The following is a 16029-nucleotide window of genomic DNA, read 5'->3' on the forward strand; positions in this document are numbered from 1 at the left end:
TTCTTGGTGGCCCGGTCGCCCGGCGTTGTTCAGCCGAACAGGCGCGACCAGAATCCGCCTTTTCCACCCACCTGCTGACGGGCTCCCTGCATGTGAGCGCGTATGCCGAGCAGCTGGGCATTGTCCGGATCGTGGCGCAGGGCGATCTCGACCAGTTCAGGCTGAAGGTGCGAGGCCTTGAGCTGGCCCAGGGCCCTGAGGGCGGTGACCTTGTGCGCATGAACGAAGCTCATGCTGCGAACTTCCCATTGCGCTTGCTGTTGCTGCGGCGGAAGCTGCGCATAGAGGCGCTCGGCTTCGGCCACGATGTCGAGGACGTCCTGGTGGTGGCTGGTCTCGTTGAGATAGGCGCATGCGGTCTGCGCGCAGTCCAGATACAGGCCGGTGTCAAGCGCGTAGTCCTCCATCAGCAGCAGTGACAGGTCGGTGGCTTGCTTGCGGTTACCCAGTTGCCGATAGGCATGGCGCAGGTTTTCCAGCAGGGCCTGGAAACAGGTCTGCTGCAGCCCGGCTTCGAGGACGGCGGCCGCCTGCTCGTACTGTTCCTGCGCGTTGTACAGCACGCCCAGATTGTTGCAGCACATGGCATAGGTGTGGATGTCCAGCGCGGCGGGCGCGGCCTCCTGGCCGTTTGCCGGCGTGCCGGCGCTGGCGAAGCGCTCCAGACAGCGTTCGTAGAGTGTGGTCTGCAGGCGCTCGATTTCCTGCAGGGCCGCTGCATCCGTGTCGGGGCGCTTCCACTTGCCCACGGTCACGCCGGCCGTGTAGTAGTCGGGTGCCGCCGGGCTATCAGCCAACTCGGGATAGGAAAAGATGCTGCGCCAGGGCACGGCATGCTCCATCTCGAAAATGCGGGCTTGCAAGTCCACCTGGGGCTGCAAGGCATGAGACTTGCGGTAGGCCGCCAGCGCGGGCTCGGGTTCGTCCAGCCAATAGTGGGCACTGCCCAAATAGCGGTGTCCATAGGCATTGCCTGGTGACATTGCCAGTGCGCGCTGCGCCCATTCGCCGACTTGGCGCAATGCCGCACTGCGGTCCTCGGTGAATTGGTCACTGGAATCGAGATACACCAGGCACAGCATCAGCCATGACCATTCGCTACCCTGGCCTGATTCGGCAGTGGCCTGAATGCTGGTCAAGAGGCTGGCAATCGCTTCGTTGTCCAGATGGCTGAAAACCGTGGTGCCGGCCCATAGCGCATGCATGCGCGCGTGGTCGCCCTGGCTGAAGGCATGCATTCCTTGGGAAATCAGTCGTTCCATGGTCTGTTGGGAATATTTTGGGAGGCGCCATCGTATCCGCTGTGTTTGACAGGAGGATGGGGCATCACTCAATCGGAGTGATTAGACGCCTTTGTAGAAAATGTCTGAACAACAGGTCAAAGCCCCGTCAACTGCGGCAATGCCTTCTCGCAGGCCTTGCGGCACAGGTAGCGCAGGTCCTGTTCACCATCTTCACTGCGCAGGTAGCCGGCACCGGCGGCGTTGATGTTCCATTCATAGACTTTGCCCGAACGCAGCAGCCGTCCGCTGAAACTGCAGGGCAGGATGATGGATTCCTCATGGAAGCTGCCAGCCGAGACTTGCTTTGCCGTCGCGAAATAGCGGGCCACGTCGGCGGCGTCCAGGCTGACTTTCTCGCATCCCATGGTCTCGCCCGAGCCTACGGAACGGGTGACCGGGCCGATGACGGAAATGGGTGCCGCCTTGGCCGCGTGTTTGTGCGTGGGCGTGGATGTGGAAGTAGATGAGGCCTGCACCGGTGCATGCAGGCACAGCATCACGGCAGCCCAGGCGGCAATGCGCAGGCTGCGAGAGGGATTGTTGAAAAGCTGGCTGGATGGCATGGCTCAGGCTCCCGTGAAGATGTAGCGCAGCAATTGGGCGCCTTCGGTCGCTTCCTTGCGGGCAATGGCGCCGTGGGAGTAGACATCGGACAGAAGCTTGAGCTTGTAGTGGTCCACCAATTGCTGGGTCAGCCATTTGGTCTGGAACAGCTGCGATTGGGTGGGCGCCTCGTAATCCTTGGTCGACGGCAGAAAACGGCCCACCACCTCGATGCCCACAGAGTCGCTGTTGGCCGGATAACGCAACGGATAGGCCTTTGTGTTCTCGTGCGATGACACATTCTTGGCCCGCTTGCTGAAGCTCAGGCCCTTTTGGTGCAGCAGGGCATTGATGTTCTTGAGTTCCGTGGGATCGCAGGTGCTCTCGTTGACGCAGCGCGGCTGAAGAATTCCCACATGCCAGCAGATCTTTTCCAGACTGGCCGTCTGGTAGATCTTCCCGTCCTTCTCGATCAGAAAGTGCGCCCCCGTCTTCTGGCCGCTCTTGTAGGCATTGAGCACGCTGGCGGCCGTGGACGAGTCAGTGCGGTGTAGCACGATGGATGTGACGGACAGCAAGGCGCCGTGCTCTATGGACGGATAGGTCTTGACTTCGACGCTTTTGTCTACCATCAATCCTTTTTCGATAGTGGCCAATTATTTCTCCCTCTGTATTCCGGCTGAATGAATGCGAATGGCGGAAAGCCGGGAGAGCATACGGGCGGAAAGGGGAAAAATAATTCGAAATGTACTGTGCGCCTCTTTATTGGAAATATCTTGAAACAATTGGATGGAGTTCATGAAGGATGTATGAATTCCAGAAATCTCCGGAATTCACAGGGGCTCAATGGCGGCGCAATGCAATGCCTGCGCGATGGCCCACGACTGCGACGAGGATGAAGCCCATTCCCGCCCACTGCGCCGCCGACGGAACAGCGCCAAACCAGGCCAGGTCCACCAGCAAGGCCATGGCGGGGTAGACGAAGGACAGTGCCGCAATGGCGGGCGCCGGCAGCCGCTGGAATGCGGCATACATCACCGTGTACATGAAGGCCGTATGGACCAGTCCCAGGGTCAGCACCATGGAGGCGGCCCGCGCTGACAGCAACTGAGGGCTGGCTGCGGCGATATGGGTGAGCAGGGGCAGGGCCCACAGGCTCAGCACCAGTCCGCCCGCCAGCATCTGCAGCATGGCGATCTGGGCCGAGGGCATGTGGCCTAGGCGGCGCGTGGCGACCGTGGTGCCTGCGTAGAGTGCGGCGGCCAGCAGGGCCAGGGCCACGCCTATCCAGGCGCCTGTTCCAGCATGCGATGCATCCATGCCATCCAGTCCGACCAGGCCGCTGCTCAGTGCCACGCCCAGCAGGGCCAGCAGCAGCCAGGGCAGCTTGCGGCGTTCGACGGGCTCGCCCTGCAGCGCCGACAGAGCCAGCAGCATGAAGGGCTGCACGTGGTAGACCACGGTGGCCACGGCGATGGAGCTGTAGTGGTAGGCGCTGAAGAGGGCGACCCAGTTCAATACCAGGGCGATGCCGCCCCCGGCCAGCCACAGCCATTCACGGCCTTGAGGGGCGACCCATTCGCGCCGCCAGGCCAGCCACAGGCCCAGGCCCAGTGCGCCCAGCACGCAGCGGGCGAATACGACCAGCAGCGGCGGCAGCGCGCTTTCCACGACGAGCAGGCCGATGGTGCCCGACAGCGCCATGGCCAGCAGCATGCGCCAGGTGCCGCCCTGGCTGGTTCGGGGCCGTGTGGGTGAGGTTGCAGAGGTGAGGCTGGGGCTGTGGGACATGGTGTCGATTCCTGGGCGCGCTTCGGTATGGAGCGCATGGCCGTATCTTGCGGACCTTGCAATCAATCAACAATCCGCCAGTCATTCAAATTAATATTGCCTGTCATACAACAAAGACCGGAGTAGCGCCTTGCCCGATACCGCCATGCCCCTGGATGAAATGCTGGTCTTCGCCCGTGTGGTGGAGCACCAGAGCTTTGCGGGCGCGGCCCGGCAGCTGGGGCTGACGACCTCGGCCGTGAGCCGCAGCGTGGGGCGGCTGGAGGCGCACTTCGGGCTGCGGCTGCTGCAGCGCACCACGCGCTCGCTGTCGCTGACCGAGGCGGGGGCGGAGATCCACCAGGCCTGCCTGCGGCTGGTGGAGGATGCCCAGGCCGTGCAGGCGCTGGCCGGCCAGCTGCGCCAGCAGCCGCGCGGGCTGCTGAAGATCAGCGCGCCGGCCGTGCTGGGCGATATCTGGCTGTCGCCACTGCTGCCGGGCTTTTGCGCGCGCTGGCCCGAGGTACAGGTGCAGGTGGACATGACGGACCGCATGGTGGACCTGGTGGCCGAGGGGCTGGACCTGGGCCTGCGCATCAGCGTGCCGGGCCAGATCGCGCCGGGGCTGGTGGCGCGGCCGCTCAAGACCATCCGCTATGTGCTGGTGGCCACGCCCGGCTATCTGGCGCGGCATGCGCAGATCACGGAGCCCGGGCAACTTCTGGCGCATCCCTTCATCAGCCTGGGCTACGGGCAGTTCCAGAACGAGGTGGAGTTGCGCCCGCTCCACCCTGCGGCCGCGCCCGCCACGCGTCTGCTGGTGAATACGCCCATTACCATTGCCAGCAGCCTGGGCATCATCCACGCGCTGCAGCAGGGGCCGGGCATTGGCGTGGTGGCCGACTTTGCCGCGCAGGCGGCGCTGCAGGCCGGGCAGCTGGCGCCCGTGCTGCCGGGCTGGGCGCTGTGCGGCAAGTACGCGCCGCGCGTGGTGCATGCGGTCTATGCGCCCACGCGCCATGTGCCGCTGAAGCTGCGGGCGCTGATCGACTACCTGGTCGAGATGGAAGGCGAGGGTGCCTCGGTCTAACCCATGCGCCTGCGCAGCGCCGCGCTGGCCCAGTCCACGGCCACGGACAGCGCCAGCATGGCGATGATGACGGTGCTGGCCTGGGCGTAGTGGAACAGCGACAGCTCGAAGTACAGCAACTGCCCCAGCCCGCCCGCGCCCACGAAGCCCAGGATGGCGGCCATGCGGATGTTCATCTCCCAGCGGTACAGCGTGTAGGCCAGCAATTGAGGCGCGGCACCGGGCAGCGTCGCGTAGAGGAAGGCCATGGCGCGGCCGCTGCCGGACAGGCGCAGCGCTTGGGTGGGGGCGGTGGGCTGGTTCTGCAGGGCCTCGGCATAGAGGCGCCCCAGCACGCCCGCCGTGTGCAGCGCCAGCGCCAGCGCGCCTGCGAACGGGCCCAGGCCCACGGCCAGGGCGGTGATGGTGGCCCAGACCAGCTCGGGCACGGAGCGCAGCACGTTGAGCACCAGGCTCCAGGGAGCGCGCCAGCGCGGCAACGCCAGCAGCAGGCCCAGCACGGCCGCCAGCAAGGTGCCGACCACGGAGATGGCCAGCGTCTCCCACACGCCCACGGCCACCTTGCGCAGCCATTCGGCGCTGGTGTCGGGCGGGAAGAAGCTGATGACGAATTCCAGCATGGACCGGCCCGCCGCGCCGGTGAACAGCGAGGGCAGGTCCATCTCCAGCATGGCAAAGCTGGCGGCCACGCCCAGCGCCAGGGCGGCGCAGGCGAGGGCGCTGCGCCAGCCCCAGGCGCTGGCGCGTGCGGCGGGTGGCGTGTCCAGCGCGCGGCGCAGGCCGCGCGAGAGCAGGTCGGCGCCCCAGACCAGCAGCATGAAGGTCAGCAAGATGGTGGAGGCCTCGCCGCCGTTGAGCATCTTCATGGCCTGGTCCATGAGCTGGCCCAGGCCGCCCGCGCCCACAAAGCCCATGACCACCGAGGCGCGTATGGCGCACTCCCAGCGGTAGACGGTGTACGAGGTCAGCTCGCGCGCTGCCTGGGGCAGCAGGCCGTAGAGCATGGCCAGCGGCCGGCGCGCGCCGGCCTGCGCCAGGGCGCGTGCGGGCGCGGGGTCGGCCGATTCCAGGATTTCCGCATAGACCTTGGCCAGCATGCCGCCATAGGTCAGGCCCAGGGCCAGCACGCCAGCGGCCGGCCCCAGGCCGAAGACGCGCACGAAGACCAGGGCCCAGACCAGCTCGGGCACGCCGCGCAGGATGGTGAGCAGGCCGCGCGTGACGGGGTTGAGCGCCCGCCGCTCGCGCGCGGCGCCCGTGACGAGGTAGGCCAGCGGCACGGCCAGCACAAAGGCCAGGGCCATGCCGGCCGTGGCAATGGCCAGGGTCTCCAGCGTGGCGCGGCCCAGGTAGCCGAGGAAGTCGCGCCCGGTCTCGGGCGGAAGAAACGTGGCCAGAAAGCGGCCGATGACCTGCAGGTTGCCGGGATCGAACAGCGCGCCCAGGCTGAAGCCCGCGCCCTGGAACAGCGGCCACAGCACGACGGCGGCCAGCACCAGTGCGCCGAGGCGGCGGGGTGCGGCGGGGTCACGCAGCGCGTGCAGATCGGAACTCAACGGCATGCGGATGCGGACAGCGGTGCGGCAAAGGCGGCGGGCGCGGGTGTCCACGCAGGGCGGGAGGGGTCATCGCCAGGATGCTCGGACCCATACAGCGCACGCAGATGTTCTTGCGTGACTTCAGCCACCGGCAGGTCGAAGGCGATGGCGCCATCGCGTATGCCCACGATGCGCGCAAAGCAGGCCAGCGCCAGGTCCACGGCATGCAGGCTGGCGACCAGGGTGGCGCCGCGCGCGGCCGCTTCGTGCACCAGCAGTTGCACGGTGGACAGGGCCAGGGCCGGGTCCAGCGCGGCCACGGGCTCGTCGGCCAGGATCAGCTCGGCCTGCTGGTAGAGCACGCGGGCAATGCCCACGCGCTGCAGCTGCCCGCCAGAGAGCTGGTCGCAGCGCGCGAACAGCTTGTCTGCCAGCTGCACGCGGGCCAGGGCCTCGCGCGCGCCGGCAATGTCCTGGGGGTAGATCAGCGAGGCCAGCGCCTTCCAGGCCGGCCACCGGCCCAGCCGCCCGGCCAGCACGGCCGTGACCACGCGCTGGCGCGGCGGTATGGGCGGCGCCTGGTGCACCGTACCGATGCGCGCGCGCAGCAGCCGGGGAGCCCCCGCGCTGGACGCAGGCACCTCGTCGCCCAGCACGCTGCGCCGGCCCTGGCTGGGCGCCAGCGCCGTGCCGATGACGGACAGCAGCGTGGTCTTGCCCGCGCCCGAGGGGCCGATCAGCGCAATGGCCTCGCCCTGGCGTGCGGCCAGCGTCACGCCGCGCAGCGCAATGCCGCCGCCGGCGTGGGTCAGGCCCACGCCTTGCAGTTCAAAGCTCATGGATTGCGCCTGCTGCGGCTTACTTGAGCAGGCCGGCCGACTTGGCGGCAGCCTCGATGCCTTCGTAGTTCGAGGCCTGGGTGGGCACGAAGCGCGCGGCGCGCTGCAGCTCCAGGATGGCCTTGTGCTCGGGCTTGGCCGGGTCCAGCGCCAGGAAGGCGTCCGTCAGCTTCTTGACCAGGGCCGGGTCCAGGTCGCCGCGCACGGTCCAGTTGTAGTCGAAGTAGGGCGGGGTGGTGGCGAACACGCGCACCTTGCTGGTATCGACCTTTTTGCTCTCCACCAGCTTGTCCCAGACCGATGCGTTGAGCACACCGGCCTCGGCCTTGCCTGCGGCCACGAAGGCCACGGTGGCGTCATGCGCGCCGGAGAAGGCCACGGTCTTGAAGTCCTTCTCGGGGTTGATGCCGTCCTGCTGCAGGAAAAAGCGCGGCATCAGGCTGCCCGAGGTGGACGAGGGCGCGCCAAAGGCGAAGCTCTTGCCCTTGAGGTCGGCCAGGGTCTTGATGGCGGGGTTGGCCGTGATGAACTTGGAGGTGAACTTGGCGTCTTCCTCGCGCTGCACGATGGGGATGGCCGTGCCGTTGGTGCGGATCTTGGCCTGCACGAAGGTGAAGCCGCCCAGCCAGGCCAGGTCCAGCTTGCGCGTGGCCAGCGACTCGACCACGGCGGCGTAGTCGGTCACGGGCGTGAACACCACCTTCATGCCGGTCTGGGCCGAAAGGTACTTGCCCAGCGGCTCGAACTTGCGCTGCAGCTCGGTGGGAGCTTCATCCGGGATGGCCGAGACGCGCAGCACGGCGGGTTCGGCGGCCAGCGCAGGCAGGCTGGACAGGGTGGAGGCGGCCAGCACGCAGGCAGCCGCCTGGCGCAGCGCCGAGCGGCGCGCAGGAATGTGGTTCATGGATGAGCTCCGTTCAATCAGCCACCGCCGTCCGGATACACGGCGGTTTAATGGGCGCCCGGGATGACCGGGCGCCGAAGGTACAAGGGCGGTACACCGACCGCTGAGGCTGCATTGTAGGGAGCGGTCTTTTCCGTTGGGGACGTCAGGCATGAGCACCGGACCTGCGGGCACAGCGCTGCCGCCGATCTTTTTCCCGCGTGCGCTGCGTTTGTGCACCGCCTGGGGCCTTGCCTGACCGAAGACTTGAACATGCGTTGCACCAAAACATCCATAATTGGTATGACCAATAAACATGATGGTGCATTATCTGCACTCTTTTAGGTGTTTACCCTGTTCATCTGCCCACTTGAAAGCTCTGAGAATCGCACCACTTCGCGCAATGGTCTGAATTTTGGTTTAATTGGTTGGACCAATTTGCCAATGGCCCACAAGGCGCCAGCGCGGGGAACACTCCCGGTCACCGTTGCGGCCAGCCAGCAGACATCCTGTGCGGATCGCACCGCATGCCAACGCTGCGACGAGAGGGAGTGGCCGACAAGGGGCGCTTACCGCGCCCTCCCCATCATCTAGAGACACGGTCATGCAAACCATCTGGCAGCAGAACTACGATCCCGCCGGGAACATCTGGATCTCGGCGCTGATCGCGCTGATTCCCATCATCTTTTTCTTCCTGGCGCTGACCAGGTTCCGTCTCAAGGGCTACCAGGCCGGCACCGTCACCGTGGCGCTGGCGCTGGGCGTGGCGCTGCTGTTCTACAAGATGCCCGTGAGCGCGGCACTGGCCTCGGCCGTGTACGGCTTCTTCTACGGCCTGTGGCCCATTGCCTGGATCATCGTGGCGGCCGTGTTCCTCTACAAGATTTCGGTCAAGACGGGGCAGTTCGACGTGATCCGCTCGTCCATCCTGTCGGTCACGCCCGACCAGCGGCTGCAGCTCATCCTGGTGGGCTTTTGCTTCGGCGCCTTCCTGGAGGGCGCGGCCGGCTTCGGCGCGCCCGTGGCCATCACGGCCGCGCTGCTGGTGGGCCTGGGCTTCAAGCCGCTGTACGCGGCCGGGCTGTGCCTGATCGCCAACACGGCGCCCGTGGCCTTCGGCGCCATGGGCATTCCCATCATCGTGGCGGGGCAGGTTTCGGGCGTGGATGCATTCGCCATCGGCCAGATGGCCGGCCGCCAGCTGCCCTTCATGACGGTGCTGGTGCTGTTCTGGCTGATGGCCATCATGGACGGCTGGCGCGGCGTCAAGGAAACCTGGCCTGCCGTGCTGGTGGGCGGCGGCTCCTTCGCCGTGGTGCAGTTCCTCACGGCCAACTTCATCGGCCCCGAGCTGCCGGACATCACCTCGGCCATCGTCTCGCTGGTGGCGCTGACGCTGTTCCTCAAGGTCTGGCAGCCCAAGCGCATCTTCCGTTTCGACACGGAAGGCGAGGGCGGCAAGGCTGCGGCAGTTGCAGCACCGGCCATCACCTCCGGTGCACCGCTGACAGCAGGCGCCGTCATCAAGGCCTGGTCGCCCTTCATCATCCTCACGGCCATGGTGACGATCTGGAGCATCAAGCCCTTCAAGGCGCTGTTCGCCGCAGGCGGCCCGCTGGCCTCCACCGTCATCAACATCCCCGTGCCCTTCCTGCACAACCTGGTGGAGAAGACGCCGCCCGTCGTGGCCGCCGCTGCGCCCTACGGCGCGGTCTACACCTTCAACTGGCTGCTGGCCACCGGCACGGCCATCCTGATCGCGGCGCTGATCACCATCACCTTCACGCGGCTGTCGCCCGCCAAGGCCGTGGCCACGCTGGGCGAGACCTTCAGGGAACTGGCCGTGCCGATCTACTCCATCGGCATGGTGCTGGCCTTCGCCTTCGTGGCCAACTACTCGGGCCTGTCGGCCACGCTGGCCCTGGCGCTGGCGCACACGGGCCAGGCGTTCACGTTCTTCTCGCCCTTCCTGGGCTGGATCGGCGTGTTCCTCACGGGCTCGGACACCTCGGCCAACGCGCTGTTCGCCGCGCTGCAGGCCACCACGGCGCAGCAGCTGGGCTTGCCCCAGGTGCTCACAGTGGCGGCCAACACCACGGGCGGCGTGACGGGCAAGATGATCTCGCCCCAGTCCATCGCCATTGCCTGCGCGGCCGTGGGCCTGGCAGGCCGCGAGTCGGACCTGTTCCGCTTCACGGTCAAGCACAGCCTGATGTTCGCCGTGATCATCGGGGTGATCACGACGCTGCAAGCCTATGTGTTTACGTGGATGATTCCTGGGTATTGACATGAAACACCCCCTGAGTCGCTGCGCGCCTTCCCCCTCTCTACCCGCTTCGCGGGGGAGGGGGACGACACCCTCGCGGCGGGGCGGCCCTTGCTCGGTGTCCCTGGCTTGGGCAGTGCGGGTTTCATGCGATGAGGCTGGCGCATAGCGCCGTGAATCACTGAAAACCAATTCTGAGAATCCCCATGCGCGTTGCCGATCAAGTTGTCGAGAAATTGCTTGCCCTGGTGCAGGCCAGCGGAGTGCAGCCCGGACAGCGGCTGCCCGCGGAACGGCAACTGGCGGCCGAGCTGGGTGTCTCGCGCACCTCGGTGCGCGAGGCCATACAGAAACTCACCAGCCAGGGCGTGCTGGCGGCGCGGCGCGGCGATGGCACCTACCTGCAGGAGCCGGCGCCGGCTGCCGAGCCTGCGGACTGGCTCAAGGACGCCATGCGGCCGCTGGCCGGCCTGATGGAGTCCGACTCCCACTACCGCTACGACGTGCTGGAAACCCGCCATGCGCTGGAGACCAGCACGGCCTGGCTGGCCGCGCAGCGCGCCACGGAGCGCGACAAGGACCATATCCAGCGCTGCTTCGAGGTGATGATCCAGCACCAGCAAAGCGGTCACGCCGAACTGGCGGCGCGCGCCGATGCGCAGTTCCACCTGGCCATTGCCGAGGCCTCGCACAACCTGGTGCTGGTGCAGGTCATGCACAGCCTGTTCACCGTGGTGCTGTCCACGGTGGAGCGCAACCGCCACGACATGTTCCGCCTGAGCGCGCCCCAGACCCTGCAGGAGCTGACCGTGCAGCACCAGAGCCTGATGCAGGCCATCCTGGACGGCGACCCGCAGCGCGCCCGCGAATGCATCGGCGAGCACCTGGAGCATGTGCGCACCACCATCCAGCGCCTGGACGAGGACCGCGCGCGGCGCGAGCGCTCCATGCGGCTGCCTCTGGACGCCGCGCCTGCGCTGCTGCCCACTTCAGACCTGATACGAAAGACATGAGACACCCATCATGATCATCTCCTCCACCTCCGACTACCGTGCGGCGGCGCAAAAGCGCCTGCCGCCTTTCCTGTTCCACTACATCGACGGCGGCGCCTATGCCGAGCAGACGCTGCGCCGCAATGTGGAAGACCTGGCCGCCGTGGCGCTGCGCCAGCGCGTGCTCAAGGACATGAGCCGGCTGGACACCAGCATCGAGCTGTTCGGCGAGAAGCTGTCCATTCCCGTGGCGCTGTCGCCCGTGGGCCTGACGGGCATGTACCGCCGCCGCGGCGAAGTGCAGGCCGCGCGCGCGGCCGACGCCCATGGCATTCCGTTCACCATGTCCACGGTCTCGGTCTGCCCCATCGAAGAGGTGGCGCCCAAGATCAAGCGCCCCATGTGGTTCCAGCTCTACGTGCTCAAGGACCGGGGCTTCATGCAGAACGCGCTGGAGCGTGCCCAGGCGGCCGGCTGCTCCACCCTGGTCTTCACCGTGGACATGCCCGTGCCCGGCGCGCGCTACCGCGATGCGCATTCGGGCATGAGCGGCCCGAATGCCGCCATGCGCCGCTACTGGCAGTCGGTGACGCACCCGGCCTGGTCCATGGACGTGGGCCTGCTGGGCCGCCCGCATGACCTGGGCAACATCTCGGCCTACCGGGGCAGCCCCACGGGCCTGGCCGACTACATCGGCTGGCTGGGCGCCAACTTCGATCCCTCCATCTCCTGGAAGGATCTCGAATGGATACGCGCCTTCTGGAAGGGGCCCATGGTCATCAAGGGCATCCTGGACCCCGAGGACGCCAAGGACGCCGTGCGCTTTGGCGCCGACGGCATCATCGTCTCCAACCATGGCGGCCGCCAGCTCGACGGCGTGCTGTCCTCGGCCCGCGCGCTGCCGGCCATTGCCGATGCGGTCAAGGGCCAGATCAAGATCCTGGCCGACTCGGGCATCCGCAACGGCCTGGACGTGGTGCGCGCCATCGCCCTGGGCGCCGACTGCGCCATGATCGGCCGCGCCTTCATCTACGCCCTGGCCACCTCCGGCGAGGCGGGCGTCAAGCACCTGCTGGAACTATTGGAAAAGGAAATGCGCGTGGCCATGACGCTGACCAGCGTGAGCAAGGTATCCGACATCACCGGCGACCTGCTGGTGCGCCAGCCATGAGCGCGCTGCAGACTCCGGTCGTCTCCCGCGAGGCCCTGCTGCTGCAGTTGCGCGAAGCCGTGGGCGCCGCCCATGTGCTCACCGACGACCAGGCCACGCGCCGCTTCCGCAAGGGCCACCGCACGGGCGAGGGCCCGGTGCTGGCCGTGGTGCGGCCCGCGACGCTGCTGGAGCAGTGGAAGGTGGTGCAGGCCGCCGTGGCGGCCGGGCGCATCGTCATCATGCAGGCCGCCAACACGGGCCTGACGGGCGGCTCCACGCCCGACGGCGCGGACTACGACCGCGAGATCGTGCTCATCAACACCTTGCGCATCACCGGCGTGCAGGTCATTGGCGGCGGCGCCCAGGTGGTCTGCCTGCCCGGCGCCACGCTGGACCGGCTGGAGCAGGCGCTGGCACCGCTGGGGCGCGAGCCGCATTCGGTGATCGGCTCGTCGTGCATCGGCGCCTCGGTGCTGGGCGGCATCTGCAACAACTCGGGCGGTGCCCTGGTGCGGCGCGGCCCGGCCTACACCGAGCTGGCGCTGTACGCGCGCGTCTGCGACGACGGCTCGCTGGAACTCGTCAACCACCTGGGCATCGCCCTGGGCCGCACGCCCGAGGAAATCCTCACGCGGCTGCAAAACGGCGACTACACCGAGTCCGACATCGCCCATGATGCGCAGCGCGCCGCCTCCGACCCGCGCTACGCCGAGGCCGTGCGCGCCGTGGACGAGGACACGCCCGCGCGCTTCAACGCCGACCCCTCGCGCCTGTTCGAGGCCTCGGGATCGGCCGGCAAGCTGTGCCTGTTCGCCGTGCGGCTGGACACCTTTCCCAAGGAGCCCAGCACCGTCTTCTATATAGGCAGCAATGCGCCCGACGACCTCACGGCCGTGCGCCGCGAGCTGCTGACCGCGCTGCCGCGCCTGCCGATCGCGGGCGAGTACATCCACCGCACGGCCTACGACATCGGCGAGAAATACGGCAAGGACACCTTCCTGCTGATCGACCGCTTCGGCACGGCCAGGGTGCCGGCCGCCTTCGCCCTCAAGAGCCGCGTGGACGGCTTCTTCGAGCGCTTCGGCCTGCGCGGCGTCACCGACCGCGTGATCCAGGCGCTGACCAACCTGCTGCCCAGCCACCTGCCCGTGCGCATGCGCCAGTGGCGCGACCGCTACGAGCACCACCTGCTGGTGCGCGTGTCCAACGACACGGCCGAGGCCACGCGTGAATTCCTCACGCGGCACTTCAGCGGCAGCACCACGGGCGGCTGGTTCGAGTGCGATGCCGACGAGGGGCGCAAGGCCTTCCTGCACCGCTTCGCCATCGCGGGCGCGGCCATCCGCTACCGCGAGGTGCACCGCGCCCAGGTGGAGGACATCGTCGCCCTCGATGTCGCCCTGCGCCGCAACGACCGCGAATGGGTGGAGCAGCTGCCTGCCGAGGTCGAGCGCGACATGGTCCACAAGCTCTACTACGGCCACTTCTTCTGCCATGTCTTCCATCAGGACTACATCGTCAAGAAGGGCGTGGACCCGCTGGCCATGGAGCACCGCATGTGGGAACTGCTGGACGCGCGCCGCGCCGAGTACCCGGCCGAGCACAACGTGGGCCACCTGTACGTGGCCAAGCCTGCCCTGGCGGGCTTCTACCGCGAACTGGATCCCACCAATACCTTCAACCCCGGCATAGGCCACACCTCGCGCAAGCTGGGTTGGGAGGAATGCTGCGACCGGCCAGGGGGATGGCCCAAGGGGTATTCTGAGTAGGGGGAAGCTGTGCGGGAGGGTACGCCAGGGCCAACTGGCGCATCACGATCCGCAGCTCTGCCGGGTCGCCATCGGCCAGGATGGCGTTGACGGTCTCGACGGCCATGACCGGATCGCTGCGGTACAGCTCGGCCATGACGTCGTCATGGGACCTGCTTCGCATCATCCGATCTCCTCAAAGCCTGCCTCTGTTCAATCCAGCTGGATGTTTCCTGCCGTGGGCAGGATGCTGTCCAGCACCCAGGCCTGCACGGCGGCGGTGTCGGCAAGGTCGCCGTCGAAGACGAACTGCGGCAGGTAGGGCTTGCCCTCCTTGTCCTGGCGTCCGTGGTTCTTCCAGACCTTGAGGGGGACGCGGAACGTCACTGTGGGCGAAAGTGCCTTGTCGGCTACGTCGGTGTACTGCGTGTCCGTGCCGGTCATGCTGCCCACGTGCACGATGCCTGGAATCTGCAGCGCCGCACTCACGAAATCCAGGCAGGCGCTCTGGCATTGGACATCCGTGACCAGCACCAGCTTGCCCTTGAAGGGGTTTGCGCGTGCGGCGGCGGTGTCTTGCTGCAACTCCTTGTGCGTTTCATCGACCTGCGGCTGCTCGACAAAATCTTCCCCGCGCGATGCGGCATCGCCCATCAGCGAGGCCATCTGCTGTGTGAACTGGTAGACCAGGCTGCCGGCGCCTTCCGTGCGCAGGAGCTGTGTCCTGCGCTTTTCGAACGCCTCCAGGGCTATGGCGGAGACACGCCAGTAAGCCCTGGCTTGGGAGTGCTGCGTGGCGCCTGCCGTGATGGCATCTGTCAGCAGGGCCATCAGGATGCGGTAGCCGAGCAGGGAGTTGCCCCCGCCATTGCCGCGCACATCGAGCACCACGGCCTGCGCATCTCCTGCCTGCCGGATGCCCTCCAGCATTTTCTCGAAGGCGGCCATGGCCTTCTCGGACGATGGCATGAAGTTGGACGCTTGGACCCACTGCACTCCCGGTCGCACTTCCTTGATCCCCTGGCGCGGTGCCCGGGGCCGCGCCAGGGCACGGGCGTCCTTGTCGTCCAGCGGCCGCCATGCCAGGTTGAAACTCCGGATTTCGCCTGCAGCGGAGCGGGTCGTGCATTGACGCACCCTGAGCGGCTCCCACAGCGGGGCGCTGGGCGATTCGCGGGTCAGGTGCCATGCCAGATCGGACTTCGTTCCCTCCAGGTGCACGAGCCGGTTCACGAAGGGCGCCACTTTGTCGGTGAGCAGATCGTCGATGGGGATGCCGTCGCACGACAGTACCTGCTCCCCCACCTGCGGCGTATCGATCGGCCATTGCGCAGCGCGGCCCGAGACGCGGTAGCGGCCTGCCTGGCGCTGCACGGCCCAGCCTGCCCAGGTCGTGCGCACAGGCGTGGCGGCATGGTGGTTGCGCCATATGGCCAGATGGCCGTCCCGGTATCCGGTGGTGTAGAAGCGCAGCGCGGCAAAGGCCTGCTGCTCCGTGGCTGCGCGCCCAGCCAGCGCCATGGCCTGGTCGTATCCCTCGCTGAACCACTGGTGGAAAGCACTTGCGCCAGGGTCGAGAACGGCGGGATGTGCCTCCCGGATCATCTGGTGCATTCGCTGGATGTCGGCCACGGCGGTGTGGCTCCAGCGCGCTGCCTCCTGGCGGGCCTGTTCGGGCGTGGGCCTGTCGGCCTTGCCCCCGTCCTGCGCCTGGCAGGTCCAGGCGATGAAGAGCCATGACAGCCCTGCGATCCATCGACGATCCATGGTCTCCCTCTCTTTCTGTGCCGCACTGCAGGCGGCATGGCGTGGAAAGCGGGGAAGTGTGCAGGGGTGCGCAGTGAAAAGATATCGGAATGATCTGAATCCGAGCTTTCCGACAAGCCCCCGCTGCCGGCCTGCACAAAAGCTGCAGGCCGGCAGC

13 protein-coding genes are annotated in these 16029 nt (G+C 67.0%); 5 read left to right on the top strand and 8 right to left on the bottom strand.

Annotated elements, in window-relative coordinates; translation table 11 throughout:
- Positions 1–29: 29 nt before the first annotated feature.
- The 4 genes from CLV01_RS15460 to CLV01_RS15475 form a co-directional block, all read right to left on the bottom strand.
- Positions 30–1262, bottom strand: coding sequence for a hypothetical protein (locus CLV01_RS15460; protein WP_099733898.1), 1233 nt, complete (start codon positions 1260–1262; stop codon positions 30–32).
- A gap of 116 nt (positions 1263–1378) precedes the next feature.
- Positions 1379–1846 carry a hypothetical protein gene (locus tag CLV01_RS15465; RefSeq protein ID WP_099733897.1) on the bottom strand — a complete coding sequence of 156 codons (468 nt, stop codon included), beginning with the start codon at positions 1844–1846 and terminating at the stop codon, positions 1379–1381.
- Between the two features lie 3 nt (positions 1847–1849).
- Positions 1850–2458, bottom strand: coding sequence for a peptidoglycan recognition protein family protein (locus CLV01_RS15470; protein WP_013802750.1), 609 nt, complete (start codon positions 2456–2458; stop codon positions 1850–1852).
- A gap of 211 nt (positions 2459–2669) precedes the next feature.
- Positions 2670–3617 carry a DMT family transporter gene (locus CLV01_RS15475; RefSeq protein ID WP_099733896.1) on the bottom strand — a complete coding sequence of 316 codons (948 nt, stop codon included), beginning with the start codon at positions 3615–3617 and terminating at the stop codon, positions 2670–2672.
- A gap of 145 nt (positions 3618–3762) precedes the next feature.
- Here CLV01_RS15475 and CLV01_RS15480 point away from each other — a divergent pair, with 145 nt between their 5' ends.
- Complete coding sequence (locus CLV01_RS15480; RefSeq protein ID WP_099733895.1) at positions 3763–4686, top strand: LysR family transcriptional regulator; 924 nt, start codon at positions 3763–3765, stop codon at positions 4684–4686.
- Here the strand turns inward: CLV01_RS15480 and CLV01_RS15485 are convergent.
- The 3 genes from CLV01_RS15485 to CLV01_RS15495 are packed head-to-tail and all read right to left on the bottom strand — an operon-like array spanning position 4683 to position 7967.
- On the bottom strand, positions 4683–6248 hold the full coding sequence (locus CLV01_RS15485; protein WP_099733894.1) for a PhnE/PtxC family ABC transporter permease: 1566 nt from the start codon (positions 6246–6248) through the stop codon (positions 4683–4685). The genes CLV01_RS15480 and CLV01_RS15485 overlap by 4 nt on opposite strands.
- On the bottom strand, positions 6239–7063 hold the full coding sequence (locus CLV01_RS15490) for a phosphonate ABC transporter ATP-binding protein (protein WP_099733893.1): 825 nt from the start codon (positions 7061–7063) through the stop codon (positions 6239–6241). The genes CLV01_RS15485 and CLV01_RS15490 overlap by 10 nt, the downstream gene beginning before the upstream one ends.
- Before the next feature lie 19 nt (positions 7064–7082).
- A complete protein-coding gene (locus CLV01_RS15495; RefSeq protein WP_043820849.1) occupies positions 7083–7967 on the bottom strand; it encodes a putative selenate ABC transporter substrate-binding protein in 885 nt (294 codons plus the stop codon).
- 583 nt (positions 7968–8550) lie between these two features.
- Between CLV01_RS15495 and lldP the strand changes: the two genes are divergently transcribed.
- From lldP to dld, 4 genes are all read left to right on the top strand, one after another.
- Positions 8551–10233: an L-lactate permease gene (lldP, locus tag CLV01_RS15500; RefSeq protein WP_063326344.1), complete on the top strand. Its 1683-nt coding sequence runs from the start codon at positions 8551–8553 to the stop codon at positions 10231–10233.
- 185 nt (positions 10234–10418) lie between these two features.
- Positions 10419–11225 (top strand): transcriptional regulator LldR, encoded by an 807-nt coding sequence (gene lldR / locus CLV01_RS15505; RefSeq protein ID WP_063326343.1) that lies wholly within the window; start codon positions 10419–10421, stop codon positions 11223–11225.
- 10 nt (positions 11226–11235) lie between these two features.
- Complete coding sequence (gene lldD / locus CLV01_RS15510; protein ID WP_012205184.1) at positions 11236–12375, top strand: FMN-dependent L-lactate dehydrogenase LldD; 1140 nt, start codon at positions 11236–11238, stop codon at positions 12373–12375.
- Positions 12372–14126 (top strand): D-lactate dehydrogenase, encoded by a 1755-nt coding sequence (gene dld, locus CLV01_RS15515; protein ID WP_099733892.1) that lies wholly within the window; start codon positions 12372–12374, stop codon positions 14124–14126. The genes lldD and dld overlap by 4 nt, the downstream gene beginning before the upstream one ends.
- Before the next feature lie 192 nt (positions 14127–14318).
- Here the strand turns inward: dld and CLV01_RS15525 are convergent, their stop codons facing one another.
- Complete coding sequence (locus CLV01_RS15525; protein ID WP_257221315.1) at positions 14319–15872, bottom strand: S41 family peptidase; 1554 nt, start codon at positions 15870–15872, stop codon at positions 14319–14321.
- Positions 15873–16029: the final 157 nt, after the last annotated feature.

The organism is Delftia sp. 60, assembly GCF_002754395.1.
Taxonomy (GTDB): domain Bacteria; phylum Pseudomonadota; class Gammaproteobacteria; order Burkholderiales; family Burkholderiaceae_C; genus Comamonas; species Comamonas acidovorans.

What these genes read in the sequence shown, in the direction of transcription:
- CLV01_RS15460 (WP_099733898.1), bottom strand. Translation starts at nt 1,262, where the DNA reads ATGGAACGACTGATTTCCCAAGGAATGCATGCCTTCAGCCAGGGCGAC.
- CLV01_RS15465 (WP_099733897.1), bottom strand. Translation starts at nt 1,846, where the DNA reads ATGCCATCCAGCCAGCTTTTCAACAATCCCTCTCGCAGCCTGCGCATT.
- CLV01_RS15470 (WP_013802750.1), bottom strand. Translation starts at nt 2,458, where the DNA reads ATGGTAGACAAAAGCGTCGAAGTCAAGACCTATCCGTCCATAGAGCAC.
- CLV01_RS15475 (WP_099733896.1), bottom strand. Translation starts at nt 3,617, where the DNA reads ATGTCCCACAGCCCCAGCCTCACCTCTGCAACCTCACCCACACGGCCC.
- CLV01_RS15480 (WP_099733895.1), top strand. Translation starts at nt 3,763, where the DNA reads ATGCCCCTGGATGAAATGCTGGTCTTCGCCCGTGTGGTGGAGCACCAG.
- CLV01_RS15485 (WP_099733894.1), bottom strand. Translation starts at nt 6,248, where the DNA reads ATGCCGTTGAGTTCCGATCTGCACGCGCTGCGTGACCCCGCCGCACCC.
- CLV01_RS15490 (WP_099733893.1), bottom strand. Translation starts at nt 7,063, where the DNA reads ATGAGCTTTGAACTGCAAGGCGTGGGCCTGACCCACGCCGGCGGCGGC.
- CLV01_RS15495 (WP_043820849.1), bottom strand. Translation starts at nt 7,967, where the DNA reads ATGAACCACATTCCTGCGCGCCGCTCGGCGCTGCGCCAGGCGGCTGCC.
- lldP (WP_063326344.1), top strand. Translation starts at nt 8,551, where the DNA reads ATGCAAACCATCTGGCAGCAGAACTACGATCCCGCCGGGAACATCTGG.
- lldR (WP_063326343.1), top strand. Translation starts at nt 10,419, where the DNA reads ATGCGCGTTGCCGATCAAGTTGTCGAGAAATTGCTTGCCCTGGTGCAG.
- lldD (WP_012205184.1), top strand. Translation starts at nt 11,236, where the DNA reads ATGATCATCTCCTCCACCTCCGACTACCGTGCGGCGGCGCAAAAGCGC.
- dld (WP_099733892.1), top strand. Translation starts at nt 12,372, where the DNA reads ATGAGCGCGCTGCAGACTCCGGTCGTCTCCCGCGAGGCCCTGCTGCTG.
- CLV01_RS15525 (WP_257221315.1), bottom strand. Translation starts at nt 15,872, where the DNA reads ATGGATCGTCGATGGATCGCAGGGCTGTCATGGCTCTTCATCGCCTGG.